The 26,360-nt window shown below is 59.7% G+C and carries 25 protein-coding genes and 1 pseudogene; 12 read left to right on the top strand and 14 right to left on the bottom strand.

What is annotated here, in order from left to right; translation table 11 throughout:
• The first annotated feature begins 430 nt into the window (after window positions 1-430).
• Window positions 431-1,936, top strand: a complete 1,506-nt coding sequence (locus tag G3M63_RS16950) for a DUF3237 family protein (protein WP_163983860.1) — start codon at window positions 431-433, stop codon at window positions 1,934-1,936.
• Window positions 1,937-2,396: 460 nt separating this feature from the next.
• Complete coding sequence (locus tag G3M63_RS16945) at window positions 2,397-2,765, top strand: PH domain-containing protein (protein ID WP_163983859.1); 369 nt, start codon at window positions 2,397-2,399, stop codon at window positions 2,763-2,765.
• Between the two features lie 6 nt (window positions 2,766-2,771).
• Here G3M63_RS16945 and G3M63_RS19805 read toward each other — a convergent pair whose 3' ends face one another.
• From G3M63_RS19805 to pyrC, 6 genes are all read right to left on the bottom strand, one after another.
• Complete coding sequence (locus G3M63_RS19805) at window positions 2,772-2,900, bottom strand: gamma-glutamylcyclotransferase (protein ID WP_163984315.1); 129 nt, start codon at window positions 2,898-2,900, stop codon at window positions 2,772-2,774.
• A gap of 28 nt (window positions 2,901-2,928) precedes the next feature.
• The gene (locus tag G3M63_RS16935; protein ID WP_150299096.1) at window positions 2,929-3,357 is read right to left on the bottom strand and encodes a universal stress protein; all 429 of its coding nucleotides are present in this window, start codon (window positions 3,355-3,357) and stop codon (window positions 2,929-2,931) included.
• Window positions 3,350-5,959, bottom strand: coding sequence for a TRAP transporter permease (locus tag G3M63_RS16930; protein WP_163983858.1), 2,610 nt, complete (start codon window positions 5,957-5,959; stop codon window positions 3,350-3,352). The genes G3M63_RS16935 and G3M63_RS16930 overlap by 8 nt, the downstream gene beginning before the upstream one ends.
• A 63-nt stretch (window positions 5,960-6,022) precedes the next feature.
• Window positions 6,023-6,997: a TAXI family TRAP transporter solute-binding subunit gene (locus tag G3M63_RS16925; protein WP_150299094.1), complete on the bottom strand. Its 975-nt coding sequence runs from the start codon at window positions 6,995-6,997 to the stop codon at window positions 6,023-6,025.
• Between the two features lie 287 nt (window positions 6,998-7,284).
• Window positions 7,285-7,956: a ribonuclease T gene (rnt, locus tag G3M63_RS16920; RefSeq protein WP_163983857.1), complete on the bottom strand. Its 672-nt coding sequence runs from the start codon at window positions 7,954-7,956 to the stop codon at window positions 7,285-7,287.
• A 9-nt stretch (window positions 7,957-7,965) separates the two neighbouring features.
• Entirely contained in the window at window positions 7,966-9,015 is a 1,050-nt protein-coding gene (gene pyrC, locus G3M63_RS16915; protein WP_163983856.1) for a dihydroorotase, read from the bottom strand.
• A 233-nt stretch (window positions 9,016-9,248) separates the two neighbouring features.
• Here pyrC and G3M63_RS16910 point away from each other — a divergent pair, with 233 nt between their 5' ends.
• From G3M63_RS16910 to G3M63_RS16900, 3 genes are read left to right on the top strand one after another with little or no spacing between them, the layout of a single operon-like run.
• Window positions 9,249-10,100, top strand: a complete 852-nt coding sequence (locus G3M63_RS16910; protein ID WP_163983855.1) for an OmpA family protein — start codon at window positions 9,249-9,251, stop codon at window positions 10,098-10,100.
• A 26-nt stretch (window positions 10,101-10,126) separates the two neighbouring features.
• Complete coding sequence (locus tag G3M63_RS16905; RefSeq protein WP_163983854.1) at window positions 10,127-10,588, top strand: hypothetical protein; 462 nt, start codon at window positions 10,127-10,129, stop codon at window positions 10,586-10,588.
• Window positions 10,585-11,037 carry a hypothetical protein gene (locus G3M63_RS16900; RefSeq protein WP_163983853.1) on the top strand — a complete coding sequence of 151 codons (453 nt, stop codon included), beginning with the start codon at window positions 10,585-10,587 and terminating at the stop codon, window positions 11,035-11,037. Before G3M63_RS16905 ends, G3M63_RS16900 begins: the two co-directional genes overlap by 4 nt.
• 196 nt (window positions 11,038-11,233) lie before the next feature.
• Here G3M63_RS16900 and G3M63_RS19800 read toward each other — a convergent pair whose 3' ends face one another.
• Entirely contained in the window at window positions 11,234-11,959 is a 726-nt protein-coding gene (locus G3M63_RS19800) for a methyl-accepting chemotaxis protein (protein WP_371923591.1), read from the bottom strand.
• Window positions 11,960-12,088: 129 nt separating this feature from the next.
• Window positions 12,089-12,874, bottom strand: a pseudogene (locus G3M63_RS19795) (cache domain-containing protein); the annotation flags it as partial.
• 397 nt (window positions 12,875-13,271) lie between these two features.
• Between G3M63_RS19795 and G3M63_RS16890 the strand changes: the two are divergent.
• Window positions 13,272-13,952 (top strand): ATP-dependent zinc protease, encoded by a 681-nt coding sequence (locus G3M63_RS16890; RefSeq protein ID WP_223824925.1) that lies wholly within the window; start codon window positions 13,272-13,274, stop codon window positions 13,950-13,952.
• A gap of 89 nt (window positions 13,953-14,041) precedes the next feature.
• On the opposite strand, the gene G3M63_RS16885 is transcribed toward G3M63_RS16890, so the two are convergent.
• Both G3M63_RS16885 and G3M63_RS16880 read right to left on the bottom strand, forming a co-directional pair.
• Window positions 14,042-14,572 carry a DUF2058 domain-containing protein gene (locus tag G3M63_RS16885; RefSeq protein ID WP_163983852.1) on the bottom strand — a complete coding sequence of 177 codons (531 nt, stop codon included), beginning with the start codon at window positions 14,570-14,572 and terminating at the stop codon, window positions 14,042-14,044.
• A 45-nt stretch (window positions 14,573-14,617) separates the two neighbouring features.
• Window positions 14,618-14,794 carry a DUF2897 family protein gene (locus tag G3M63_RS16880; RefSeq protein WP_150299086.1) on the bottom strand — a complete coding sequence of 59 codons (177 nt, stop codon included), beginning with the start codon at window positions 14,792-14,794 and terminating at the stop codon, window positions 14,618-14,620.
• 100 nt (window positions 14,795-14,894) lie between these two features.
• Here G3M63_RS16880 and G3M63_RS16875 point away from each other — a divergent pair, with 100 nt between their 5' ends.
• Window positions 14,895-16,181, top strand: coding sequence for a D-serine ammonia-lyase (locus G3M63_RS16875; protein ID WP_163983851.1), 1,287 nt, complete (start codon window positions 14,895-14,897; stop codon window positions 16,179-16,181).
• Between the two features lie 11 nt (window positions 16,182-16,192).
• Here G3M63_RS16875 and G3M63_RS16870 read toward each other — a convergent pair whose 3' ends face one another.
• Window positions 16,193-17,425: a CaiB/BaiF CoA-transferase family protein gene (locus G3M63_RS16870; protein WP_163983850.1), complete on the bottom strand. Its 1,233-nt coding sequence runs from the start codon at window positions 17,423-17,425 to the stop codon at window positions 16,193-16,195.
• A gap of 363 nt (window positions 17,426-17,788) precedes the next feature.
• Here G3M63_RS16870 and G3M63_RS16865 point away from each other — a divergent pair, with 363 nt between their 5' ends.
• The 4 genes from G3M63_RS16865 (at window position 17,789) to G3M63_RS19660 (ending at window position 22,514) form a co-directional block, all read left to right on the top strand.
• A complete protein-coding gene (locus G3M63_RS16865; protein WP_163983849.1) occupies window positions 17,789-18,625 on the top strand; it encodes an IclR family transcriptional regulator in 837 nt (278 codons plus the stop codon).
• Between the two features lie 62 nt (window positions 18,626-18,687).
• On the top strand, window positions 18,688-19,842 hold the full coding sequence (locus tag G3M63_RS16860; RefSeq protein ID WP_163983848.1) for an acyl-CoA dehydrogenase family protein: 1,155 nt from the start codon (window positions 18,688-18,690) through the stop codon (window positions 19,840-19,842).
• A gap of 109 nt (window positions 19,843-19,951) precedes the next feature.
• A complete protein-coding gene (locus G3M63_RS16855) occupies window positions 19,952-21,235 on the top strand; it encodes an MFS transporter (RefSeq protein WP_163983847.1) in 1,284 nt (427 codons plus the stop codon).
• A gap of 886 nt (window positions 21,236-22,121) precedes the next feature.
• The gene (locus tag G3M63_RS19660) at window positions 22,122-22,514 is read left to right on the top strand and encodes a septal ring lytic transglycosylase RlpA family protein (RefSeq protein ID WP_163983846.1); all 393 of its coding nucleotides are present in this window, start codon (window positions 22,122-22,124) and stop codon (window positions 22,512-22,514) included.
• 82 nt (window positions 22,515-22,596) lie between these two features.
• Here the strand turns inward: G3M63_RS19660 and wrbA are convergent, their stop codons facing one another.
• The 3 genes from wrbA to G3M63_RS16835 all read right to left on the bottom strand — a co-directional run bounded on the left by wrbA (window position 22,597) and on the right by G3M63_RS16835 (window position 25,656).
• Complete coding sequence (gene wrbA / locus G3M63_RS16845) at window positions 22,597-23,196, bottom strand: NAD(P)H:quinone oxidoreductase (RefSeq protein ID WP_150299079.1); 600 nt, start codon at window positions 23,194-23,196, stop codon at window positions 22,597-22,599.
• 136 nt (window positions 23,197-23,332) lie between these two features.
• Window positions 23,333-24,166 carry an SDR family oxidoreductase gene (locus G3M63_RS16840; RefSeq protein ID WP_163983845.1) on the bottom strand — a complete coding sequence of 278 codons (834 nt, stop codon included), beginning with the start codon at window positions 24,164-24,166 and terminating at the stop codon, window positions 23,333-23,335.
• Between the two features lie 14 nt (window positions 24,167-24,180).
• Window positions 24,181-25,656, bottom strand: a complete 1,476-nt coding sequence (locus G3M63_RS16835) for an NAD(P)/FAD-dependent oxidoreductase (RefSeq protein ID WP_163983844.1) — start codon at window positions 25,654-25,656, stop codon at window positions 24,181-24,183.
• Window positions 25,657-25,751: 95 nt separating this feature from the next.
• Here G3M63_RS16835 and G3M63_RS16830 point away from each other — a divergent pair, with 95 nt between their 5' ends.
• Window positions 25,752-26,360: a TetR/AcrR family transcriptional regulator gene (locus G3M63_RS16830; protein ID WP_150299076.1), complete on the top strand. Its 609-nt coding sequence runs from the start codon at window positions 25,752-25,754 to the stop codon at window positions 26,358-26,360.

Genomic DNA, 26,360 nt, shown 5'->3' with positions numbered 1-26,360 from the left:
AAATCTTAATCCCCCCTAGCCCCCCTTTTTCAAAGTGGGGGACTTGTCCGCGTCGCGGCTGGTTTTTATTCCAGGTACAGGCCCATTTATCAGAACGACATGGATATCCGAGCGTGCACGCACGATCCCCCACTTTGAAAAAGGGGGGCTAGGGGGGATTCGGGCTTCGCCCTGGACACCTGCTGAAACCCAGTCGATATTTCACTGATCCCGCTAGAACAGAACACATATCCTGTCAGAACGACATTGAGGATCCAGCATGCACAAACGGTCCCCCACTTTGAAAAAGGGGGGCTAGGGGGGATTCGGGTTTCGTCGAGGCTACATGCTGAGATCCACTCGCCATTCCACCAATCCCGCCGGAACAGAATGATCATTCACTTCGTCGAACCCGCGAATGACTCACCAATCAACTGAGGACGACGAAGCTATGAATGACACGGATAGATCGCGTTTCCCGACATATTCTGCAGCTGGACGCATTCGGCGGGGTGTTGTCGGACTGGCGTTGGCATGTACCGCTCCCTATGCAGTCTCGGATGTGCTGTATCAGGAACATTTCACTGGCGGCAGCGCGGGCTTCAGCAGCGAGGGTCGCGTTACGGTGAACAATGGCTATGCGCGGCTGCATGGCAGTTTTTCCGCTACTTCATCCATTACCTCCGAGGTTATCCGCACCAAGGGTGCTAGCGGCCTCTCGTTGACCTACAGCCGGGAAACCTCTGGTCTGGAGGCGGGCGAATCCTTGATTGCTGAAGTCTCGGTCGATGGCGGCGCCTTCACCGTTCTGGAATTCTCGCGCGATGCGTCCGGCAGCACGACACTTTCTCTTCCGCCGGCTGAAAGCGAGCTCAGACTGCGTTTCAGCCTTGACGCCAATACCTATTTCGACCGGGCAGAATTGCGCAGTATTGTGCTCAATGGCGAAGTGGGCGAGGGCAACGATGATTGCGGGGGCGCGCCCTGTGAAGAGCCGCCAACCGGCGAACGCACGACCATCGTTCCGGATAGCAGCTGGGACTGCGGTATGCCCGATGGGATTCCGGACCCCAGCAGTGGCGAGCTGCTGTTTACTGCGCTGTTGCCCACAGGCAGCGTGAAAGATCTGGGGCAGACGCCTTATGGTCAGCGTAGCGTGGTAACGGTCAATGGCGGGCGGCTCAATGACACCAGCAGTGACCTGAATGGCAGCATCCAATCCGGCGCGCTTGATTTCAATCTGGCACTGCCGAGCGGGGCGGTTGAGCATGAGAGTCGCTATACCATCCGTACGGCTGACGGCACCCAGGTGTACATGCGCAACTGTGGTGTGGCCGATGGCGATAACGTTCGTTTCGTGGCGGATTTCGAAGCGCCGAATAACAGTTCCTTGAACTGGTTGCATCAGGGCACTTACGTAGGCGTCAGAGAGCAGACGGATGCGGGCGTGCGCCTGAGCCTGTATCAGAATCCACAGCCAGGCGGTAATGATCAGGTCGTAACGACGCCCAGTGATAACGGACTGCGCCAACAATCCTGGGACTGCCCAGCGCTTCCGGCTGGAGCGGATAGTGGTAACCAGATACTCCAAGCCAGAGTTGGGATTGGCGGGTTCCAGAGCATAGGGGATTCGAAATACGGCTCGCGGCGCATTATTCCCATCACAGGGGGCAGTTTTTCGGGCGATTTTGCCGGAGAGGTCAATCCGGGCGGCGCGGATTATCAGTTAACGGTTGATGGGGATCTGAGCCTGGAGGCGCGTTATACCTTGCAGACCAGCGATGGCGAAACCATCGTGGTGCGAAACTGTGGAGATTATGGCAACTCCTCGCTGACGCGCCCGCTGTTCGAAGCGAGCACCTCAGGCAAATACGCCTGGCTGAACGATAAAGGGTTTGTAGGGACCATCACCCCGGGGCTTTCGTCCGTCACCATCACGGTATTCGACAGGCAGTAAGCGAGGAGCGGAGCGTAGCTTGCGCCGGCATTGCTTGGATGGGCGAATGGGTATGTCTGGACCTATATCGGGACGCTAGCAAAAAAGCTGAATCCCCCCTAACCCCCCTTTTTCAAAGTGGGGGACTTGTCCGGGCAGCGGCAGACTATGGCTCCAGGCACTGGCGCTTGCATGTGGCTGGGTATTTCAAAAATGTGAAACTGGTTAGCGGCGGCCGGTGTTTTATTCCGGTATGAGCCTATCTCTCAGAACGACATGGATCTCCAGGCCTGCACGCACGGTCCCCACTTTGAAAAAGGGGGGTTAGGGGGGATTCCGGTTTGATTTGGCAATCCATATGCACAAGACACTGGCCAACCCCGGTGAGGTTCGCGACACTGTTCCGAGGCGCCAGCTGCAGAGCGGCGCGCGAATTCTCATCCATCGGCGCTATCAGGCGCTGTGAAGAAAAGGTTGCGCCATGATCGATTTCGAAAACAAGGGTTTCTTCAAGCTTAAACAGAACAAGGAATACGCCGACAGGGTCGCCGAGCTGCTGATGGAGGGCGAGCAAGTCATCGACTCATACAAGTCCATGCGTGATGGCGTTGTATTTACCAACAAGCGAATCATCGCGGTAAACGTGCAGGGCCTTACTGGCAGCAAGAAGGATTTCACCTCTTTGCCATATAAGGAGATCGTGGCGTATTCAATCGAAACGTCCGGCACCTTCGATATTGATTCCGAGCTGCAAATATACTTCTCTTCACTGGGCAAAGTGCAGTTCGAATTCACCGGCAGAACAGCAATCGTGGAGATATCGAAACATATATCCCGGCATGCGCTATAAGCTGCGTCAAGGTATTGCATTGAGGGCGTAGACAAACGCGTCCACCTGTTCGCCGCTATCCAGCGTGATGGCGGCCAGGGTACGCTGGTACTCTTCGCCTTCGAATTGATCGAGCGCGTCCCAGTGGTTATGCAGGTACGGGTCTGCTCAATCGAGCCCAAACCTAACGTACGATCATCACCGACCGTTTCGACTGCTGGACCACGCGCAGGGCATTAGTCCCCAGCACGTAGTCTTCGAGGCGTTTGCGTTTGTGCGACGACATGACGATCAGATCGACTTCCTGCTTTTTGGCGACACGCAGTATTGCTTCATAGGGTTTGCCATCCGCCACGACGCGTTGCACTTTCACGTCCTTGGGGATCATCTCCTTGACGAATTCGCGCAGGTTGTCGCTGAAGGCCTTCTTCGCCTTGGCGGCAAAGTCCTTGGGAAAGAAGCCCCCAACCAGCGGCAGGCCGAAATCCGGCAATACGGTGACGATGAACAGCGATGCCTCATGGGCCCGGCACAGTTCCAGCGCGACTGGCAGCGCTTTTTGCCAGGATGCCTTATGGTTCAGATCGATGGCCAGCAGGATCTTGTTATACACGGGCAGTCGCCTCCACACGCGGCTTGTCGGTGGGCTTGCGGCGCGACCACTGCAGCCCGACGATCATGGCGAACAGTAACAGGCCTGGTATCCACATCCATTCCTTGGCGATGCGGTCCACGGGAGCCAGCACTTCGAGGATTTCCTGGTCGAAGTCGAACCCCAGGTCGGCGGCGAGACTGCCATAGGTAACCATATCCACCAGGGTACGCTCGCCATCCTGCATCAGCATCAAGCCCAGTTCGTCCATTCGTTCCTCTCCGGTTGCGCCGTCAGGCACGGGGACCAGCAAATGGAAGGTGCGCGGATCTCCGAGCTTGTCCAGGCCTGCGATCTGCATCCGTAGGTGGCTGCCTTCATCGACGCGCTCCAGGGCCTGGGTCAGCTCGGCGGGCGGGATCGACTCGTAGGGGTCATGGATGATGTCCATCCAGAAGCCCGGACGGAACAGAGTGAAGGCGACCAGTAACAGCAGAATATTTTCGTACCAGCGGTTGCGTACCACCAGCCATCCCTGCGTGGCAGCGGCAAATATCAGCATGGCTATGGTCGCCACGATAAATATCACGATGCCGTGCCACAGGCCGACGTCGATCAGCAGCAAGTCGGTATTGAAGATGAACAGGAACGGCAGGGCAGCGGTGCGCAGGCTGTAATAGAACGCCTGGAAACCAGTGCGGATCGGATCACCGCCGGATACCGCCGCGGCCGCGAAGGAAGCCAGGCCGACCGGGGGCGTGACGTCCGCCATGATGCCGAAGAAGAACACGAACAGGTGCACTGCGATCAACGGGACGATCAACCCGTTCTGCTGACCGAGGGTTACTACCACCGGGGCAAGCAATGCCGATACCACGATATAGTTGGCGGTTGTTGGCAACCCCATGCCCAGAATAAGGCTGAGCACGGCTGTCAGGATAAGCATCAGCATCAGGTTGCCCATCGACAGCAGCTCCACCAGATCCGCCAGAACCAGACCCACCCCGGTCTGTGATACCGCACCGACGATAATGCCGGCTGTGGCTGTCGCGATGCCGATGCCGATCATGTTGCGCGCGCCTGCTACCAGGCCCTGCCACAGGTCGCTCAACCCGTGCATGAGGTCATCGCCCAGCGCGCTCTGGCCGCGGAACAGGGCGATCAGCGGACGCTGGGTGAGGATGATGATGATCATGAACACAGTGGCCCAGAATGCCGACAGGCCGGGCGATAGCCGCTCAACCATCAAGCACCAGATCAACACGATCACCGGCAGGATGTAGTGCAGGCCGGACATGACCGTGGGGCGGGTCTGCGGGAGTTTCAAGACTGGCGAATCAGGGTCGTCCAGTTCCAGTACAGGATATTGGGAACCCAGTTTCAGCAGTCCGACGTAGACCGCCATCAGAATCGCGGATATCACCCAGAACGCGCTGTCACCGAGGATCGGTTTGAGCCAACCGAGGCCGTAATAGACCGCTAGTGATAGCGCCATCAACAACAGGAGCCCGGTCAGAAAGCCGATCACCTTGCGCACAAATGGGCGGGGCGGGTTGCTCGATTCCAGACCTTGCATGCCGGCCTTCATGGCTTCCAGATGCACGATATAGACCAGCGCAATATAGGAAATCAACGCCGGCAGGAAGGCGTGCTTGATGACTTCGACGTAGGAAATACCGACGTACTCGACCATGAGAAACGCCGCGGCGCCCATCACCGGCGGCATGATCTGGCCGTTCACCGATGAGGCGACTTCCACCGCGCCGGCCTTTTCGGAGGAGAAGCCCACGCGTTTCATCATCGGGATAGTGAAGGTCCCGGTGGTTACCACGTTGGCAATGGAGGAGCCGGAAATCAGACCGGTCATGCCGGACGCGACCACGGCGGCTTTGGCCGGGCCACCTCGATAATGGCCGAGCAATGAGAAGGCGACCTTGATGAAATAGTTGCCGGCGCCCGCCTTGTCCAGCAGCGCACCGAACAGTACGAACAGGAACACGAAACTGGTCGATACGCCGAGCGCAATACCGAACACGCCCTGGCTGGTCAGCCACTGGTGGTTGGTCAGGGATTCAAGGCTGACGCCCCGGTGGGCCAGGATGCCCGGCATATGAGGGCCGGCCAGGGAATAGATAATGAATATCGAGGCGACGATCATCAGCGGCGGACCCAGCGCACGGCGGGTTGCCTCAAGCAGCATGATCAGGCCGGTTACACCTACCACAACGTCGGTCGTCGTGGGGCTCCCGGGCCGGCTGGCCAGCTCGGAATAGAATATGAAGAGATAGGCTGCACAGAAGGAGGCGACCAGGGCGAGAACCCAGTCAAGGATCGGCACGTAGTTGCGTGGGGAGCGCTTGAGCGCAGGGAAGGCCATGAAGCCGAGGAATACGGCGAACGCCAGGTGGATTGAACGCGCCTCGGCACTGTTAAACACACCGAAGCCAACCATATAAGGCAATGGCGAGGCGATCCACAGCTGAAATAATGACCAGGCGGCAGCGACACACACCAGCAGTTTGCCGGTTGCACCGCCGGGCTTACGGGCACCGGTATCGGAGGAGGCGACCATATCCTCCAGTTCGGTATCCGTATCGTCGCGTTGGAGATTCTGTTCGCTCATGGCAGACCCTGCGTCAGCTGTTCCAGAAGGTAAACGGGCCGCTGTAAGCGGCCCGGTACAGGGTTACATCCAGCCTCGTTCCTTGTAATAGCGCACTGCGCCATCGTGCAGCGGAACGGAGAGACCTTCCTTGATCATTTCTTCCTCAGTCAGCGTCGCGAAAGCCGGATGCAGGCGCTTGAACCGGTCGAAGTTCTCGAATACGGCCTTGACGGTCTGGTACACGGTTTCTTCCGGAGTGTCAGCCGAGGTCACCAGCGTGGCGCGCACGCCAAAGGTTTCCACGTCCTCGTCATTGCCACGATACAGTCCGCCTGGAATGGTTGCTTTGGCGTAGTAAGGGCGTTCTTCGATCAGTTCGTCTATTTCCTCACCGGATACCGACACCAATACCGAATCAACGGTGGTGGTTGCTTCCTGGATCGAACCGTTCGGGTGGCCGGCCACATACACCATGGCGTCGACGTTGTTGTCACCCAGTGCCGCGGCCTGCTCGGCTGCGTCCAGCTCGGATGCCAGCGCGAAGTCGGAACGCGTCCAGCCGAGCGCGTCCATGACTACATCCATGGTGTCGCGCTGACCCGAGCCGGGGTTGCCGATATTGACGCGCTTGCCCTTCAGATCCTTGACCGTTTCAATGTTCGCATCGCGGCGGGCAACGACGGTAAGGGGCTCGCCGTGCAGCGCGAAAATCGCACGGAGTTTTTCGAAGGCTCCGGCATCTTCAAAGTTCTCGATACCCTTGTAGGCTTTGAACTGTACATCGGACTGGACGACGCCCATGTCCATTTCTCCGCCACGGATGGCGTTTACGTTGGCTACCGAACCACCGCTCGACGGAGCATTACAACGAATACCGTGTTCGTTGCTGTTGCGGTTGATCAACCGGCACACTGACTGACCGACAACGTAATACACGCCGGTTTGTCCGCCAGTACCGATGGTGACGAAGTTTTCCTGGGCGACTGCCGGGGTGGCAGTGATGCCAGCGCACGCGATCGCGGCGGAAAAAAGTACGGCAAGTGAAGTGCGTTTCATCTGGAATGACTCCTTTTTCTGATCGAGGCCGACGTGCATGTTGCATCGTCTGTCTCCATCCAATTATTAGCTGTTGCCGGAATAACAACTGAAGTGTAGCGGAAGATTGGTGCCATCTCTGAAAATAGCCGCCGCTGACCATTCCTGCAAGTTACCGAGCCGGCCTTTTGTTATGGGGAAAAAGAATAAGAGCTGGGCAGGCTGATGTTGCGAAATACGCCTGCAGCATCCAGGGACAGCGGTTGCGGCTGTTCACCTGGATGCCCAAGGGGCATTGCGAATAGAGCTCAGACCGGGGGCCAGCCGCCCATTTCCCGCCAGCGGTTAACGATGGCGCAGAACAGATCTGCCGTCTTCTCGGTGTCATAGCGCGCCGAATGGGCCTCGCGACCATCGAAGTCTATGCCGGCCGCAGCGCAGGCCTTGGCGAGCACGGTCTGTCCGTAGGCCAGGCCGCCGAGGGTGGCGGTGTCAAAGCAGGAAAAAGGGTGAAAAGGGTTACGCTTGATCTGGGTGCGCTCGACGGCTGCGTTGACGAAGCCCAGATCGAAGAAGGCGTTGTGCCCGACCAGCACCGCGCGCTTGCAGCCGGCGGACTTTACGGCCTTGCGAATGTGCTTGAAGATCTCGGTCAGGGCATGGTGTTCGTCGACAGCCATGCGCAACGGATGGTCCAGCTTGATGCCGGTGAACTCCAGCGCTGCCGGTTCGACGTTTGCGCCCTCGAAGGGCTCCACGCGGAAGAAATGCGTGTGGTCCGGGTAGACCATGCCGTCCTCATCCATGCTGATGGTGGTGGCGGCTATTTCCAGCAACGCATCGGTAGCGGCATTGAAGCCGCCGGTCTCGACATCCACTACAACCGGCAGAAAACCGCGGAAGCGGTAGGCCATGGGCGGCTTGGGTCCCGATGGCTGGGTTGCATTATCAATGTTGTCGTCGAATTCAAACTCGCTCACTGGCGATCCTTAGCTTGCAGGCGATTGAACTACTCGCCAGTTGATTGTTTCGCCGGCACGCAACGGGACCACAGACTGGCCTCCGAACGGCAGCGTGTGCGGAGCATTCCAGCTCTCGCGAACCAGGGTAATACGATCGGTATTGCGCGGCAGGCCGTAGAAGTCCGGCCCGTTGAAACTGGCGAAGGCCTCGAGCTTGTCCAGCACGCCAAGCGAGTCGAATGCTTCGGCGTACAGCTCGATGGCTGCATACGCGGTATAGCACCCGGCACATCCGCAGGCGGCTTCCTTGGCATGGCCGGCATGCGGTGCCGAATCGGTACCCAGAAAGAACTTGCGCGAGCCGGTCGCGACCGCATCGCCCAGCGCCTGCTGGTGACGTTGGCGCTTGAGGATCGGCAGACAATAGAAGTGCGGGCGGACCCCGCCTGCCAGCAGGTGGTTGCGGTTATACAGCAGGTGATGCGCAGTGATGGTGGCTGCAACGCGATCGGACGCGCTCTGTACAAACTCCACAGCGTCGGCGGTCGTGATGTGCTCGAACACTACCTTTAGCGTGGGAAAACGCTCGACCAGGCCAACCAGCTGCTGGTCAATGAAGCTTTTCTCGCGATCAAAGATATCGACATCGGCGTGGGTAACTTCGCCGTGCACCAGTAGAAGCATGCCGACCTCAGCCATCGCTTCCAGCGCCGGGTAGATCTTGTCCAGGGCGGTGACACCCGAATCGGAGTTGGTGGTGGCCCCGGCGGGGTACAGCTTTGCCGCGATGGCCTGCTTGTTGTGCCAGGCCTGACGGATGATCTCCGGAGTGGTCTGGTCTGTCAGATACAACACCATCAATGGCTCGAACACGGTACCACTCGGGCGAGCGGCCTGAATTCGAGCCTTGTAAGCCGCCGCCTGCTGACCGTCACGTACTGGCGGCACGAGGTTAGGCATGATGATCGCCCGACCGAATACGCGTGAGGCGTCTGCGACCGTATCGGAGAGCACATCGCCATCACGCAGGTGAATGTGCCAGTCGTCCGGCCGGATGATGGAAAGGGTGTCGGTCATCGCGATGTTCCAGGCTGTTGCAATGGCGCCATGCTACCGGAATTGCCTCGATTTTACACTGAGGGTCGTGACAGGTTTTGTCCTGTACGCGACCCCTGTCCCGCGCTGGACGATGCACTGCTGGCATAGTCGCAGCCGCCGTCGACGACTTTTCCGGTCCGCGCCTTGGGTAAAGTTTCAGGCGGCGCGGCCGATGTAAGGCGCAATGGAAAGCTTATCGCCCGGAGATCTACGTGGTTCGATTGTATCTGGCTGTACCCCTGCTTGGACTGGCTTTGCCTGCTCTGGCGACCACTTACGAGACGCGCATGGAAGACGTCGAGTGGGCAGTGGCGGGCGACCAGTTTGAATGCCGGTTGAGCCAGGCTGTCACCGGCTACGGCGAAGCGGTATTCGTGCGCCGCGCGGGGGAGCAGCCAACGTTTCAGCTCAGGGCATGGGACAACCTGATGCGGGCGGGCTCGGCGTCTCTGTATAACGCTGCTCCACCCTGGCGCCCTGGGAGTGCCGAGCGTTATCTGGGTGAGGCCGTGGTGCAGCAGGGTGCGGTGATGTCCGTGCCGTACCAGCAGGCTGGTCAGATGCTGGCAGGCCTGGCCGGTGGTTTTCATCCGACTATCCAGCGTAGCGGTTGGGCCGGCTCGGAGGCTTCGGTGCGTGTGGTGGTATCCAGTGTCGGCTATCAACAGGCGTGGGTCGATTTCCAGGAATGTATTGGTGGCCTGTTGCCGATGAATCTCGAGCAGATAGCGGCTACCCCGATACGTTTCGCGAGCGGGGCGCGAACGCTGGACCAGGAGGCCCGTGCTTTTCTCGATGTGGTGCTTGCCTATCTGGAAGCAGATCCGGATATCGATCGCATCGAGATAAACGGCCACTCCGACAATTATGGCGACCGGCTTTCCAATCATGAGCTTTCCAGGCAACGTGCATTGGTGGTGCAGGCGTATCTGGCCGAGCACGGTGTTGATCGGGATATCATCAGCGTGCGCTTTCATGGCGGCCGTTATCCGATTGCGGATAATCGGACGGAAGCAGGCAGGGCGGCGAACCGGCGGGTATTGGTGTCGCTGGGGAAGGGCTAAGACGGTTCAGATTTTTGTTCTGCGCTGTGTCTGGGCGAAACCCTGGCGTAGCGCAGGCGCGCTACACCCCCAGGATGCGTCGCCTGGTCGCGTCATATTTCACCGGGATCCGCCGTGGCAGCGCCGGGCTGGGTATGTCCCTGGGGTTGGCGTGCGCCTGCGCGCCGACAGGGTCTGATATTGCGGTGAACCCTGGCGTAGCGCAGGCGCGCTACACCCCCAGGATGCGTCGCCTGGTCGCGTCATATTTCACCGGGATCCGCCGTGGCCGCGCCGGGCTGGGTGTGTCCCTGGGGTTGGCGTGCGCCTGCGCGCCGACAGGGTTTGATATTGCGGTGAACCCTGGCGTAGCGCAGGCGCGCTACACCCCCAGGATGCGTCGCCTGGTCGCGTCATATTTCACCGGATCCGCCGTGGCAGCGCCGGGCTGGGTGTGTCCCTGGGGTTGGCGTGCGCCTGCGCGCCGACAGAGTCTGATATTGCTTTGAACCCTGGCGTAGCGCAGGCGCGCTACACCCCCAGGATGTGTTGGCTGGTCGCGTCACATTTCACCGGGATCCGCCGTGGCAGCGCCGGGCTGGGTATGTCCCTGGGGTTGGCGTGCGCCTGCGCGCCGACAGAGTCTGATATTGCTTTGAACCCTGGCGTAGCGCAGGCGCGCTACACCCCCAGGATGTGTTGGCTGGTCGCGTCACATTTCACCGGGATCCGCCGTGGCAGCGCCGGGCTGGGTGTGTCCCTGGGGTTGGCGTGCGCCTGCGCGCCGACAGGGTCTGATATTGCTGTGAACCCTGGTGTAGCGCAGGCGCGCTACACCCCCAGGATGCGTCGCCTGGTCGCGTCATATTTCACCGGATCCGCCGTGGCAGCGCCGGGCTGGGTGTGTCCCTGGGGTTGGCGTGCGCCTGCGCGCCGACAGGGTTTGATATTGCTGTGAACCCTGGCGTAGCGCAGGCGCGCTACACCCCCAGGATGCGTCGCCTGGTCGCGTCATATTTCACCGGGATCCGCTGTGGCAGCGCCGGGCTGGGTGTGTCCCTGGGGTTGGCGTGCGCCTGCGCGCCGACAGGGTTTGATATTGCGGTGAACCCTGGCGTAGCGCAGGCGCGCTACACCCCCCAGGGGGTACAGATTCACACCTTGAAGCGTCCCACCAATAGATCAATCCGCTGGCCGATATCAGCCAGGTGCTGACTGGCCTGGGCGGTTTCGCTGGCGCCGTCGGTTGCTTCGCGCGCCAGGGTGGCGGCTTCGATAACGTTGCGATTGACCTCTTCCACGACGGTCGACTGCTGCGTTGTGGCGCTGGCGATCGAGGCGTTCAGGGCAACCATCTGCTCCATGGATCTGGAGATCTGCGCCAGTGCTTCGCCGGCATGGTTGACCTGCTCAACACTCAGAGCGGAATAGCGGCTACTGCTGTTGATCACCTCGACCACGGTTTGCGTGTTGTTCTGCAGTCGGGAGATCATGTTGTTGATCTCTTCAGTCGACTTCTGGGTGCGCTGCGCCAGATTGCGTACCTCATCCGCGACTACCGCAAACCCGCGTCCAGATTCCCCGGCGCGTGCCGCTTCGATGGCCGCGTTAAGCGCCAATAGATTGGTCTGCTCGGCAATATTGCGGATCACGTCCAGCACAGCGGTAATCTCCCGGGCATCGTTGGACAGCGTCTGCATATGCTGCACGGCAGTGGCGACGCTCTCGGAGAGGTGATCTATCTGCTCGATGGTTTTATTGACCTGCAGCTGACCGTTGCTGGCACCTTCGCTGGCGCTTTCGACTTCCTGCGCAGCGGAGCTGGCGTTCTGCGCAATATCATGCACGCCGTAGGTAATTTCATTAATCGCTGTCGCCATCAACTCCATGCGCTCGGATTGCCGGGTCATGCCGTCGAGGCTGCTGCCGCTGATACGGTCGAGTTGCTGGCCGGCGCTGCTGAGTTGTCGCGAGTTGTCGCCCAGCTGGGTCACAATGTCCCGAAGGTTAGCGGTGAAGGCATTGAAATGGCGGGCAATCATGCCGATTTCGTCCCGCGCATCTTCTTCCAGGCGCCGGGTCAGGTCGGCTTCCCCGCTGGCAACGTCGCGCATGGCCCGCACGACCTGATCAAGTGGCTTGGCAATGCTGCGACCGATGACATACAGAATGCCCGCCATCAGTGCGGTGATGATCAGAACCAGAATCAGTAATTGCTTCATCTTGGAGATGAATCGCGCTTCCATGTCGGCAACAAATACGCCTGTTCCAACCATGTAATCCCATGGTTTGAAGTGTTTGAACGCGGCGATCTTGCCCAGACCCTTGTCTTCCCCCGGCACGCCCCCGGGGCGAACCCAGGTGTATTCGTGATAGGCCGAGCCCTGGTCGCGCACCTTGTTGGTCATCTCGACGATGACGTTGGGTTCGCCGTTGGGGCTGACCATGCTGGTCAGATCTATCCCCTCAGTCTGCGGCGCCATCGGATGCATGATCATGACGTTGTTCAGGTCATTCACCCAGAAATATTCCTGCCCGGCGTAGCGTAATCCGCGCAGGGCCTCGATCGCTTCCTTGCGTGCAGCCTGTTCGCTCAGCTCGCCACGCAGCTGCTTGCCATGGTAGTGGGCGAGCAGGTCATGTGCGGTGTCGACCAGATGGGTGGCCTTGGTGATCTCCGCCTGGCGCAGTTCCTCCTTGATGCTGAACAGGGTGCTCAGCGAAAGAAGGGCCAGGCTGATAAGCGCAACAATGAGGATCAGCCAGATCCGCTGGTTAATCCTGAGTGTTCGCATCATTTTCATTATTCTGCTCCATGCAGTTGGCTGGGTCTGTTGCCGTTTCTCGCGCCTTGTTCTGCACCAAACGGGCCTCCGTCGCGGCCGCGATGAAGCGGCAACAGACCCTAGTTCTTGGCGGCAAAGCGTGCCCGCTACGCAGGGCTTGTCCGTCTTATCGGCTGCGGCTGACAGTTCTGGAGGCATTTCGTCGCAGATATCACAGATTTTTTGACGTCAAGGGTTCGTTGGCCACGGACAAAGCAGGGCTGAGCTATGGTGCTCAGGTTCGGCAGCGTTAACGCTTTGTCTGGTTGATTCGCAGTATTCAGAAATAATATAGAATCGCCGCCGTTGGGACTTTTGAAACGATTCTTCTGTCTACCTCCTCTGTCGCCATTCCTCAGGACTCTTTATGCGGTTATCAACCAAACAGTATTCCGTTGCTGCGTGTCTCGCGGCCACATTGGCGCTGGCCGGTCCGGCTCATGCTGAACCCGAAGTGATGGAAAACGATGCCAAAAGCGGCGCCAAACCCGAGCAGCTCGGTGGCCAGGTAGTGGTGGGCTGGATCGAAAAGGCGCAGATCCTGCCGGAACTGGCGGCCGTGAAACTCAAGGTGGATTCCGGCGCGCTGACCTCGTCAATGCATGCGGTCAACATCGAAACCTTCACCCGTAAAGGCAAGGAATGGGTGCGCTATGACGTGCCGGTGAAGGACGCCGATACCGACGAACTGGTACGGATGGAGTTCGAGCGTCCGGTATATCGCCGGGTGCTGGTGCGTGGTGCTGGCGGTAAGGAGCGGCGTCCGGTGGTCAAGATGTCGATCTGCCTGGGTGATCAGGTATATGAAGAGCAGTTTTCGTTGCGTGATCGCGGTGACATGACCTACCCGGTATTGATCGGCCGTCGCACCATCGAAAACATCGGTCTGATCGACGTTTCTCAGACCTTCCTGCTCCCGCTGGAATGTCCGGCCGAAGCAGGCGAGGAGGAACGCAGCAAGCAGAAGCGCATGAAGCGTGATGAATCGCTGGTCGATGACAGCAAAATGAAAGAGCCGGAGGAAACCGAGGACGAAGACGAGGATTGATTCGTCTGAAGGTTTTGTCTGCCTGAATTGATTGCGGCGTGCAAACAGCACGCCGCAGATCCTTTGTTAATACCGAATGACCAGCGCGGTTACCACATCAGATCATCTGGCACCTTGAACGCCGCGTAAGGGTCGTCTTCGGCCGGCGTGTCGTCTTCAACCCTGGCGATCACCACTGGCCAATGGGGCGCGCGCTCCATGACCTTCTGCGCAACGTCCACCGGAATAAGCTCGAACTTGCCTGATAGCCGCACGATGCCCAGCTTGCCACGGCTCAGCTGGTTGAACTGCTCATCGGTAACGTGGATCTTCTTGATCTTGTTCTTGCTGGCAAACTGATAGGGCGTCTCGCCGCCGCTCCGATCAATTTTCGCCTGTTCAATGATCTGCTTGACCTGCGCTTCGCTTTCCTTGCGAGCACTCTCCAACTTGCGCTGCTCATTCAGCTGCCGATCACGCTCAGCCTTCTCGGCGCGCGCTTTCTCGACCGCTGAAGCGGTGTCGTGCACTTTATCCGGCTCGTTTTTGGCGGCTTTCTTCTTGGCGCGCTGGGCCTGTTTCAACTTTTTCTCGTCGACCAGACCGGCCTTGAGCAATTGGGCTTGTAGGGAGTTGACCATGCTGTAGGGCTACCTGCTTGAGACTGAAGATGGGCCATTCTAGCGTTAATCGCGGCTCTTTTCGCGTGCTTCCTGCGCTTCCATTTCTGCCTTGCGCGCCTGGACGCGCTTCATCGTTTCGGGATCGATGGGCATCTTGTTGGCGGTCTTGCGCAGCATATACAGGGTGCCAAGCAGGGTGGCCACGGCGATGGCGATGAAAATCCAGCCGATGGTAGGCATGCGCGCGCTCCTATTGCGAATTTACAACTATGATGACTGAAAAGAGCCCCAGGCGAGGATATAAAAATCATCGGCGCCCGGTCATTTTTTCAGAGGTTCCATGACAGAAGATAGCAAGCAAGCGCCGTTCTCGCTCCCGCCCGGTCTTCTGCACCGGTTGCAATCAATGCAGCCAGTGCTGTGGGTGAACCCGGGACGCCGCAACCAGGCGGACCCGATCAACCCGCACGATGTTGACGCGGCTGCGCAACGCTTCAGCAAGGCCGGGCCGTTGCTGGTGCGACGTATTGCCGAGCTGGAGCATCCGGAAGGCCTGATTGAATCGCCCCTGGTACCGGCGGACACATTGCGCAACGCACTGGATGGTTCGGGCCGCTGGCTGCTCAAGGCGGACCACCAACTGCCCTTGGCCGGCTCGGTCAAGGCGCGTGGCGGCTTCCATGAGGTGCTTGAGTTTGCCGACCGCACAGCGAGGCAGTTGGGGTGGGATGGCCAGTCATTCACCGAGTTGGGCAATTCCGCATGGCGCGAGCGATTCGGGCAGTACCGCCTGGTAGTGGGCAGCACGGGCAACCTGGGTATCAGCGTCGGGTTGTTATCCCGCGCGCTGGGGTTTTGCGCCGAAGTGCACATGTCCAGCGATGCCAGCGAATGGAAGAAGCAGTTGCTGCGCGAGCGCGGCGTTGACGTGGTCGAGCATGATGGCGATTACGCCAGCGCGGTGAAGGCAGGGCGCGCCATAGCAGAAGCCGATGACCATTCGCATTTTGTCGATGAGGAACGTTCGGCTTCGCTGTTTACCGGCTATGCAGTGGCAGGCAGGCGCCTCGCCGCGCAGCTGGAAAGACAGAACATCGAGGTCTCCCACGAGCATCCATTGATCGTGTATTTCCCCTGCGGCGTCGGCGGTGCGCCGGGTGGAATCGCCTATGGTTTGAAGCTGATATTCGGCGACAGGGTGCATTGCTGGTTCGCCGAGCCGGTGAATTCACCGAGCGTGCTGGTGCAACTTGCTTCAGGCCTTGAGTCGCCACTGTCGGTGTATGACATCGGGCTGGATAACAGGACCCTGGCCGACGGGTTGGCAGTAGGGCAGGCTTCGTTGCTGGCGACGGCCTGCATGCAGGATCGCCTGGCCGGCGTGTTTACAGTGAGGGATGACGCGTTGCGGGAGTACCTGGCTCTCGCCGGCAAGCTGCTTGGCGAAAAGCTTGAACCCTCCGCCACGGCCGGTTTTGCCGGGCCGGGGTGGCTGTCCGACTCGACCGCCGGACGCGAATGGTGCGCAGCGCATAAGGTCGATCCGGCAAGCGCCACGCACGTGCTATGGAGCACTGGCGGTGGGCTGGTACCTGAGTCTGTGTATCAACGCTGGCTGGCGGATTAATCCGCCAGCTTTCACTGATTCTGCTCAATCACGCCTTGCTGTTTGAGACTCGCCAGCTGTTCGGCTGTCAGGTGCAGGTGCTCGCGTAATACGTCGTCGGTATCCTGCCCCAGCAGCGGCGCGGGGCGGTGATACTCGACCGGCGAGCCCGACAGTTTTAACGGGCTGCCGACCATGGTGAAGTCCGGATTGAGGGGATGCGGGATATTAACGAGCATATCGCGCGCCTTGATCTGCGGTTCGTCCAGCGCCTGGGCGATATTGTTGATGGCCCCGACCGGAACCTTGACCGGGTGGATCTTGCTCACCCATTCATCTGCTGTGCCTGTAAGGAAGTGCGCGGAAAGGATCTCGACAATTTCGCTGCGGTGTTTGACCCGGTCAGCATTGCGCGCAAAACGCGGGTCGCCGGGCAGCTCAGGCAGCCCGATGGCGTTGCACATTGCGATGAACTGGCTGTCGTTGCCGCAGGCAATGATGAAGTCGCGATCTGCCGCGCGGAACACCTGATAGGGCACGATATTGGCGTGGGCATTACCAAAGCGATCTGGCACCTTGCCCGAAGCCAGATAGTTCATGCTCTGGTTGGCCAGGGTGGCTACCTGAACATCCAGCAGCGCCATGTCGCAATGCTGACCGAGGCCGGTTTTCTCCCGGTTGATCAGCGCCGCCTGAATCGCGATGGTGGAATACAGGCCGGTGGTCAGGTCGGCAAAGGCCACGCCAGTTTTCTGCGGGCCGCCGCCGGGCAGGTCGTCACGCTCGCCAGTGATGCTCATCAGGCCACCCATGCCCTGGATGATGAAGTCATAACCCGGCTCTTCGGCGCGGGGCCCGGTCTGGCCAAATCCGGTGATCGAGCAATACACCAGCCGCGGGTTGATTTCCGAGAGCGTCTGATAATCCAGACCGTACTTGCCCAGCGAGCCGGCCTTGTAGTTCTCGATCAGCACGTCGCAGTCGGTCACCAATGCGCGTACCAGCTCCTGACCTGCGGAGCTGGCCAGATCTATCGCGATCGAGCGCTTGCCACGGTTGGCTGACTGGTAGTACGAGGCTTCTGCGGTCCATTCGCCCTGGGGATCCTTCATCCATGGCGGTCCCCAGCCGCGTGTGTCGTCGCCACTGCGGGGCCGCTCGACTTTGATCACTTCGGCGCCAAGGTCAGCCAGGATCTGGCCACACCAAGGTCCTGCCAATACCCGGCTCAGGTCCAATACTCGTATACCTGTCAGCGCACCCATATCTTTTCCCGTCGTTAACGGCCGGCAGCAGCCGACCTCTGTGTCTCGGAACAGCGCAGATCGCACCTGTTGCCACACTAAGGCGTCATGCTGAGTTGCGATAGCGTAAGCATTGTTCCACTGTGCAGTACTAGGTACTGAAAAATGTGAAGCCGATCATAGTTTCCAGTGGGGCCTGAGTAAAGGCTCGCTCGACCTGACGGGGGAATCAGCTGAGCCGGCCTCTTTGGAGGTGTCTGCATTGCGGAACAGATATCCAAGCGTCTCGACAGTTAGTTCCACTGTGCAGTACTCTGTTTTGTTTTGTTGAAATAGAATGAAAACTGGCGCTACCATGCGCCCCTGCCGGAGTGAGCGACAGCCATGAGCGAAGCCGATAACACCATCCGATCCATCAGCGCTGACAACCATCTGCTGGATCCAATGAGCACTGCAGAGGACGAAGTCAAGGATCGTCATCTGGTCACTGCGCTGGCCAGAGGCGTGGAGATCCTGCGCTGTTTCAATCCTCGTGAAACGCTGTTGGGTAACCAGGATCTGGTGAACAAGACCGGCTTGCCGAAGGCTACGGTCACGCGTCTGACCCATACGCTGACCCGCCTCGGTTGCCTCAAGCGACAAGCGCAGACCGGGAAGTATCAGTTGGATGTGGGTGTGATGGGGTTTGGCTACGCGCTGTTGTCGAATCTGTCGGTTCGCGCCACGGCGCATCCGCTGATGGAGGAGATGGCTGCCTATTCGGAAGCATCCGTGGCAATGGCCGCCCGCGACCGGTTGCAGATGGTGTATCTGGATGTCGCCTACGGAAAGGCAAACATGAGTACACGGCGTCATATCGGCACCTATCTGCCGATCTGCCTGACGTCGGTGGGCAGGGCAACGCTGGCCGCCATGCCAGAGGCAGAGCGCGATTACATGATGGACCACCTGCGCGGGACCATGGGGGAACAGTGGCCGTCGACGCGTCGATCACTGGAGCGCTCCTTCCGTGATTACGCCGATTTCGGTTATTGCCTGTCGATCGGCGAGTGGCATCGGGATATCAACGCAGTGGCTGTCCCGATGCTGCACGCCGAGCACGGTCTGCTGGCATTCAACTGCGGTGGACCGGGGTTCCATCTGCCGCAGGACAAGCTTGAGGACGACATCGGACCGCGTCTGGTGAACATGGTAAGCAACATAGGATCCGCTACCCGCTGACCACGGTCCGGGTTACGCAGTGTGGATAATCAGCCTGCACGCAGGCCAATGAGGAGAAACATATGATTCGTGATCCGGAAACGCTGAGCATTCTGCTCGATTCCATTAATCAGTTTGTTACCCAGGAACTGATTCCGCGTGAGAACGAGGTAGCGGAAACCGATCAGATCCCCGCAGATATAGTCGAGCAGATGAAGGCCATGGGCCTGTTCGGCCTGACCATCCCCGAAGAGTTCGGTGGGCTGGGCGTGACCATGGAAGAAGAGGTCAGCATCGCTTTTGAGCTGGGCCGCACATCCCCTGCGTTTCGTTCGTATATCGGCACCAACAACGGTATCGGCTCGATCGGCATCCTGCTGGATGGCACCGACGAGCAGAAGGCGCACTATCTGCCCAAGCTGGCTGCAGGTGTATATCTCAGCTCGTTCTGTCTGACCGAGCCGGATTCCGGCTCCGATGCTGCGTCGCTGAAAACCACTGCGGTGCGGGATGGCGATTGCTACGTGCTCAACGGCACCAAGCGCTTCATTACCAATGCGCCTCATGCAGGTATTTTCACCGTGATGGCGCGTACCAACCCGGAGATCAAGGGCGCTGGTGGTATCAGCTCGTTCATCGTCGAGCGCGGCACGCCCGGCCTGACCATCGGCAAGCCCGATCAGAAGATGGGACAGAAGGGCGCGCACACGGCTGATGTGATCTTCGACAACGTTCGTGTTCCCGCCGGCAACCTGATCGGCGGCAAGGAAGGCGTTGGTTTCAAAACGGCCATGAAGGTGCTGGACAAGGGGCGCCTGCATATCGCCGCGCTGTCGGTCGGTGCTGCCGAGCGCATGCTGGATGACTCCCTGCGTTATGCCGTCGAGCGCAAGCAGTTCGGCCAGCGTATCGCTGATTTTCAGTTGATCCAGGGCATGCTTGCCGACAGCAAGGCGGATATCTACGCCGCGCGCTGCATGGTGCTGGATGCGGCGCGCAAGCGTGACGAGGGGCTGAACATCAGTACAGAAGCCTCCTGCGCCAAGATGTTCGCTACCGAGATGTGTGGCCGGGTGGCCGACCGTGGGGTTCAGATCCATGGCGGCGCCGGTTATATCAGCGAGTACGCCATCGAGCGCTTCTACCGCGACGTTCGCTTGTTCCGCCTGTACGAAGGGACCACCCAGATCCAGCAGGTGATCATCGCCCGCAACATGATCCGCGACGTTCAGGGTTAAGCAAGACCGCGGGGTTTGTTGACGCTTGGTTTTCTGCTGTAACGACGCGTCAGCAAATCCCGCACACCATCAGAAAAGAGGGCTGGCCCCTCGCTCACCGGGTAAGTTTATGCATTCTACCGCTCAGGCCGCCGCCGTTGCTGCGCCGGCCAAGAACAACATCTGGATCATTGTTTTTATCTTCTGCTTCCTGGGTCTGCTGATCGATGGCGCAGATCTCATGTTGCTGTCATACAGCCTGACCAGCCTGAAGCAGGAATTCGGTCTGACCAACATGCAGGCAGGCAGCCTCGGCAGCTTTACGCTCGCCGGTATGGCCATTGGCGGTATCTATGGCGGCTGGGCCTGCGACCGCTTTGGCCGGGTCAAGACAGTGGTGTGGACCATCGTGCTGTTTTCCATCGGCACCTGCGCGCTGGGTCTTACGCAGAACTATTGGCAGTTTGCGGTGTTCCGTTTCATATCGTCCCTCGGGCTCGGCGCTCTCTATGTCGCCTGTAATACGCTGATGGCCGAATATGTGCCGACCCGGTTTCGCACGACTGTGCTGGGCACGTTGCAGGCCGGCTGGTCAGTGGGCTATATCGTCGCCACCTTGTTGGCCGGATGGCTTCTGCCCACCTACGGCTGGCGCTACCTGTTCTATGTCGCCATCATCCCGGTGACGCTGGCTATAGTGATGCAGCGCCTGGTTCCAGAGCCGCCGGCCTGGGTCAAGGCCAAGGCTGAGCGCGCCAGCAAGGCCGCCGCTGATCTGCGCGATAACATCAAACAGCCGGAAAAACGCGAAAGCGCCTACAAGATGATCTTCGGTGATCCGCGCGCGCGCAGCATGTTCATCTTCTGGTGTCTCACCGCAGGCTTCCTGCAGTTTGGCTACTACGGTGTGAACAACTGGTTGCCGGCCTATCTGGAAACCGAACTGTCAATGAACTTCAAGTCCATGACGGCCTATCTGGTCGGGACCTATACGGCGATGATCCTGGGCAAGATCCTGGCCGGTATCGCTGCTGACCGTTTCGGTCGCCGGGTGGTCTACGCGTTCGGCGCGCTGGGTACGGCGCTGTTCCTGCCGCTGATTGTGCTCTATCACAGCCCGGAACATATCCTGTGGATGCTGGTGGTATTCGGCTTCCTGTACGGCATTCCCTACGGCGTTAACGCGACCTATATGACCGAGAGCTTCGCCGCTCAGTACCGTGGCACCGCGGTCGGCGGCGCCTATAATATCGGCCGTATCGGCGCGGCGATCGCCCCGGCAGCCATCGGCTTCCTGGCGACCCAGTATTCGATTGGTCTGGGTTTCCTGGTCATGGGCGCGGCGTATTTCATCTGCGGCGTAATCCCGTCACTGTTCATCAAGGACAAGCAGTACGATCCGCAGAGCCAGTGATCGGGCGAGCATCAATGAGCTTGGCGTAGCGCAGGCGCGCTACACCCCCAGGGAGGCGCTGCGTATCGCCTTCCTGGGGTTAGTGAGCGGCTCGGGCCGCGTTCGGACTCGCCGACGGGGTTTGCTTAGCGCATCGGCCAGTTCGGGTTTGCAAGTGCGGATGCGGTGTGGCTGTGGGATTGGCGTAGCGCAGGCGCGCTACACCCCCAGGAAGGCGCTGCGTAGCGCTCGTTTTCTTGGGGTTGGTTTTCCTGGGGTTGGTGAGCGGCTCGAGCCGCGTTCGGACTCGCCGACGGGGTTTGCTTAGCGCATCGGCCAGTTCGGATTTGCAAGTGCGGATGCGGTGTGGCTGTGGGCTTGGCGTAGCGCAGGCGCGCTACACCCCCAGGGAGGCGCTGCGTATCGCCTTCCTGGGGGTGGTTTTGCTGGGGTGGGTGAGCGGCTCGGGCCGCGTTCGGACTCGCCGACGGGGTTTGCTTAGCGCATCGGCCAGTTCGGATTTGCAAGTGCGGATGCGGTGTGGCTGCGGGATTGGCGTAGCGCAGGCGCGCTATACCCCCAGGAAGGCGCTGCGTATCGTCTGCCTGGGGTTGGTTTCTCTGAGTGTGCGGCTCGGGCCGTTCGGGCGCACCGAGAGAGCTTGCTCAGCGCGGTACTGTGCTGCGTTGGACCGAGTTGTGACAAATCCTGATAAGACCGGAGCCAGGCTCCGGTTTTTTATGTGCGCTACAGACTGCTCGAAGCCCAGCCGTTAGAATCGCTGCGCCGTGAGAGCTGCCTGGGGGTGTAGTGCGCCTGCGCTACGCCAGATTTTCGCAGCGTTCCAAACTTATCGTTGAGCCCACACGTGGCGGCGAGCGTTATCCATCACTCAAAAAACTGAGCTATGAACCTATTCAAATGGCTGTCCCTGGTTGCGGTAATTTTGGTTGTGGCGGGTTGTACCACGGCGCCTGCTCCCTCAGGCAGCCAGGGGGACTGGGTCGGATACAAACAATCCGGTCAGGCCTCGTTCTACGGAGACAAATTTCAGAACCGCAAGACTGCCAACGGTGAACGGTACAAGCACGGCCTGAGCACGGCTGCGCACCGCAAGCTGCCTTTTGGGTCGAAGGTTAAGGTCACCAACACCGTTAACGGCAAGAGCGTTATCGTCAGGATCAATGACCGCGGTCCCTTCGTCAGGGGCCGCGTTATTGATCTTTCGAAATCCGCGTTCGCCAGCATTGGCAACCCGTCGGCGGGCCTGTTGAAGGTAAGGATTGAAGTGCTGCGCTGACGGCGGCAAGCGTAGCACGCACGTCGCTTCGGTGCCGTGCCACGCTCACCGCAATCGATACCCCGCTCCGGCGTCAGACCGGTCAGGCGCTCAGCTTGCTGGCTATCTTCGCTACCAGCTCACCCTGATAACCCGCGATCGACAGTTCCGCAGCGGTCGGCTGGCGCGAGCCGTCACCACCGGCCAGCGTTGCTGCGCCGTAGGGCCCGCCACCGCGAACTTCCGATATATCGAACAGCTCCGGTGCACCGTAACCAAGCGGCACGATGATCATCCCGTGATGGGCGAGGGTGGTCCAGGTGCTGGTGAGCGTCATCTCTTCGCCGCCACCCGTGCCGGTGGAGGTGAAAACACTGGCGACCTTGCCGTGCAGCGCGCCGCTGACCCAGTGGCCGCCGGTCTGGTCCAGAAAGGTACGCATCTGTCCGCTCATGTTGCCGAAGCGGGTGGGGGTGCCGAAGATAATCGCATCATAATCGGCCAGCTCCGCGATGGTCGCCTCCGGCGCGGCCTGATTGACCTTGCCGCCAGCATTCTTGAATGCATCCTCGGGCATGGTTTCCGGCACGCGCTTGATGCTGACCTCAGTGCCGCTGACCTTGCGCGCACCTTCGGCCACCGCGTTTGCCATGGTTTCAACGTGCCCGTACATCGAGTAGTACAACACCAGTACCTTTGCCATTGGGATCTTCCTCCTGCTAGTGGCTTAAAACGTGTTCAGCCAGTGTAGAAGGCAGCCCGGCAGCGCGCCGGGCTGGATGCATTTATTTTATGGCGGGTAGCGCTAGTGCGGATTTGGCTGCACGCGGGCCTTGGCGTCAAGGACGCTCGGCGGCTCGTGTCGCTGGCTTGGCCAGGCCCGGGAACAGGCGCCAGTAGTTCACCGGCGAGAGGCGCTCAATCCATGACAGGATACGCGCGTCGTTGCCGACCAGAACCCGCGCCTTGTTGCGCTCGATACCGCGTACGATGATCTCCGCGGCACGTTCAGGGGGCATACGCAGCAGCTTCTGCGTCTGCTTCAGATTTTTCGCGGCGGTCTCCTTGGGAATATCAGACGCCAGCCGTGCGCTGGACGCGATGGCGGTTGCCACGCCGCCTGGGTGCACCACGGTTACCCCAACGTTGCTGCCCTGCAATTCCAGCCGCAGCGCGTTGGAGAAGCCGCGCACGGCGAATTTGCTGGCGCAGTAGGCGGTCTGCCCAGCGGGTGTGACCAGGCCGAACAGGCTCGAAACGTTGACGATGCGCGCTTCGGCTCGTTGTTGCAGATGGGGAAGGAAGGCCCGGGTAAGGCGCACTACTGCTTCGAAGTTGATAGCCATCAGCCAGTCGAAGTCTTCCTCGGATACCTGCTGAAAATGCCCACCCAGGGCCACGCCGGCATTGTTGATCAGAATATTGACCTGGCCGTGCTCGGCCAGCACGGCCTGGGGCAGGGCGGCGATATGGTCCCGGTTGGCGACATCAAGGCAATGCTCGCTGACGCGTACGCCCTGGGCGCGCGCCAGACGGGCGGTTTCAGCAAGACCTTCAGGATTGATATCGACCAGTGCCACATGACAACGCCGGCTCGCCAGTGATTGCGCAACTGCCCGGCCAATTCCGCTGCCAGCGCCGGTGAGTACCGCGACCGAATCATTGATTTGCATAGGTTTCGTCCCTGTTATTGAAACTGCATGACGCCGTCGTTGATACGGCCATATTGAATGGTGAGCTTGTCCTGGGTGTAGTTCTGATAGACCTGCCAGGGTCTGCGGTCGCCTTGCCTGGGCAGCAAACCGGCCGCGCGCTGCACATAGCCTGAAGTGAAATCCAGGAACGGGGCCTCCAGCACCTGCGGATCGCGCCGCGGTACAGCGATGCGGTAGCCCTTGCGGTCCATGTAGCGCAGCAGGCGGCAGGTGTAGTTGGCGGTGAGCTCGGCTTTCAGCGTCCAGGATGAATTGGTATAGCCGAAGGTGAGTATGAAGTTGGGTATGTCGCTGAGCATCATGCCCTTGTAGGCCATGCTCTGGCCGGCTTCGACGGTTTTGCCGTCGACCGTGACGGTCATGTCGCCCAGCGCGTTCAGCTTGAGGCCGGTGGCGGTGACAATAATGTCCGCCTGGATTTCCTCGCCGGAGGCCAGGCGGATGCCGGTCGCGGTGAACTGGTCGATGGTGTCGGTGACGACGGATGCGCGGCCTTCACGAATATCATGGAACAGATCGCCGTCGGGTACAGCGCACACGCGCTGATCCCAGGGATTGTAGCTCGGCGTGAAATGCCTGATGTCGATCGACGGACCGAGTTCATCCCGGGCCATCTGCAGGATCCGCTGCTTGAACATCTCCGGTTTGTTGCGCGCGATGCGGTAGAAAAAGCTGCCGACCAGTACGTTCTTCCAGCGGGTCAGGGCATGCGCGGCGGGCATTGGCAGCCATTTTTGCAGGCCCTGCGCAATATTATCCTGCAACGGGCGGGACACCACGTAGCTGGGCGAGCGCTGGAGCATGGTCACATGCGCGGCGGTTTTGGCCATGGCGGGTACCAGCGTGACGGCGGTAGCGCCACTGCCGATCACTACGACGCGCTTGTCTGCGTAATCCAGATCCTGCGGCCAGAATTGCGGGTGAATGATCTGGCCCCTGAACGCGGATTCGTTGGCAAAAACCGGCCGATAGGCTTCATCGTAGCTGTAGTAACCCGCGCACAGGGATAACAGGCGCGCGCGCAGAATCTGCTCCTCTGTCTGCCCGTCGGCCTGGGTCACTTGTGCGGTAACGGTCCAGCAGGCGTCTTCGCTGGACCAGGCTGCGTTCGTGACCTTGTGCCCAAAACGAATATGGCGAGTAATGCCAGACTCTTCGGCGGTTTCCTCGATATAACGTTTGATATCCGACCCATCGGCAATGGCCTTGCGGTGCAGCCAGGGCTTGAAACTGTAGCTCAGCGTATACATGTCTGAATCGGAACGGACGCCAGGATAACGGAACAGATCCCAGGTGCCGCCGATGGCGTGTCGCGCCTCCAGAATGGCGTAGTGCTTGTCCGGACACTGACTGGTCAGTGCACGCGCGGCGCCGATTCCGGACAGGCCGGCACCAATGATCAGGACATCATAGGGCGCGGTCGGTAACTGTAATTTTTGTTGGTTCACATTGTTCTGCCGTCAGTAGCGGTAGTGACAATCTAAATTGTCGCTTATGCTTTGACAATACACATTGTCAGATTAGCTTGGATTGGACGGGATTGATGACGACACAGACTTCTTCGCCACGGCGTTACCGGGGCTCCGCCATCGAGGCCCGCCGGGCTCAACGGCGTCAGCAATTGATCGACGCTGCGTGCGAGGTCTATGGCCGCAATGGTTACCGGCATTCCAGCGTCAAGCAGGTGTGTGACGCGGCTGGACTGACGCAGCGGTATTTCTACGAATCCTTTTCCCACAGCGACGAGTTACTCATCGCCTGTTACGAACAAGCTGCAACGGCGTTACGTGAGGAAATCACTGGCGCAGCAGAACGGGCGAGTGTGGACCGGGCAGAACGGGGCAGAGCGATGCTGCTGGCGTATTTTCAGGCGCTGAAGGCGCGCCCGTTGATTGCCAACCTGCTGCTGGTAGAGATTCGCGGCATCAGCCCGGCGGTGGACAAGGCGATCTTCCGCGCTCTCCAGGCCATGAACCGAGACCTCACGCGCGTAGTGGTACGCCCCGACCATCAGCCTGACGAACTCCTGCATGCCGGCGTGATGGGCGGCGTCATCCATATTGCGCTGCACTGGATGGCGAGCGGTTACAGACAGCCGACCGATGTGGTGGCCAATACCGCATTCAAGCTGAGCGCTGCCATGCACGGCTGA

Origin of the sequence: Pseudomonas sp. OIL-1, from assembly GCF_010669185.1 — a bacterium.
In the GTDB taxonomy this organism is placed as follows: Bacteria; Pseudomonadota; Gammaproteobacteria; order Pseudomonadales; family Pseudomonadaceae; genus Halopseudomonas; species Halopseudomonas profundi.
The sequence above is the reverse complement of the archived record's forward strand: the minus strand, read 5'-3'. Positions and strand labels throughout refer to the sequence as shown.

Bases quoted from the DNA above. Each gene is read 5' to 3' on its own strand.
- G3M63_RS16950 (WP_163983860.1), top strand. From the start codon at position 431: ATGAATGACACGGATAGATCGCGTTTCCCGACATATTCTGCAGCTGGA.
- G3M63_RS16945 (WP_163983859.1), top strand. From the start codon at position 2,397: ATGATCGATTTCGAAAACAAGGGTTTCTTCAAGCTTAAACAGAACAAG.
- G3M63_RS16930 (WP_163983858.1), bottom strand. From the start codon at position 5,959: ATGAGCGAACAGAATCTCCAACGCGACGATACGGATACCGAACTGGAG.
- G3M63_RS16925 (WP_150299094.1), bottom strand. From the start codon at position 6,997: ATGAAACGCACTTCACTTGCCGTACTTTTTTCCGCCGCGATCGCGTGC.
- pyrC (WP_163983856.1), bottom strand. From the start codon at position 9,015: ATGACCGACACCCTTTCCATCATCCGGCCGGACGACTGGCACATTCAC.
- G3M63_RS19800 (WP_371923591.1), bottom strand. From the start codon at position 11,959: ATGGCGACAGCGATTAATGAAATTACCTACGGCGTGCATGATATTGCG.
- G3M63_RS16890 (WP_223824925.1), top strand. From the start codon at position 13,272: ATGCGGTTATCAACCAAACAGTATTCCGTTGCTGCGTGTCTCGCGGCC.
- G3M63_RS16885 (WP_163983852.1), bottom strand. From the start codon at position 14,572: ATGGTCAACTCCCTACAAGCCCAATTGCTCAAGGCCGGTCTGGTCGAC.
- G3M63_RS16880 (WP_150299086.1), bottom strand. From the start codon at position 14,794: ATGCCTACCATCGGCTGGATTTTCATCGCCATCGCCGTGGCCACCCTG.
- G3M63_RS16875 (WP_163983851.1), top strand. From the start codon at position 14,895: ATGACAGAAGATAGCAAGCAAGCGCCGTTCTCGCTCCCGCCCGGTCTT.
- G3M63_RS16870 (WP_163983850.1), bottom strand. From the start codon at position 17,425: ATGGGTGCGCTGACAGGTATACGAGTATTGGACCTGAGCCGGGTATTG.
- G3M63_RS16865 (WP_163983849.1), top strand. From the start codon at position 17,789: ATGAGCGAAGCCGATAACACCATCCGATCCATCAGCGCTGACAACCAT.
- G3M63_RS16860 (WP_163983848.1), top strand. From the start codon at position 18,688: ATGATTCGTGATCCGGAAACGCTGAGCATTCTGCTCGATTCCATTAAT.
- G3M63_RS16855 (WP_163983847.1), top strand. From the start codon at position 19,952: ATGCATTCTACCGCTCAGGCCGCCGCCGTTGCTGCGCCGGCCAAGAAC.
- G3M63_RS19660 (WP_163983846.1), top strand. From the start codon at position 22,122: ATGAACCTATTCAAATGGCTGTCCCTGGTTGCGGTAATTTTGGTTGTG.
- wrbA (WP_150299079.1), bottom strand. From the start codon at position 23,196: ATGGCAAAGGTACTGGTGTTGTACTACTCGATGTACGGGCACGTTGAA.
- G3M63_RS16840 (WP_163983845.1), bottom strand. From the start codon at position 24,166: ATGCAAATCAATGATTCGGTCGCGGTACTCACCGGCGCTGGCAGCGGA.
- G3M63_RS16830 (WP_150299076.1), top strand. From the start codon at position 25,752: ATGACGACACAGACTTCTTCGCCACGGCGTTACCGGGGCTCCGCCATC.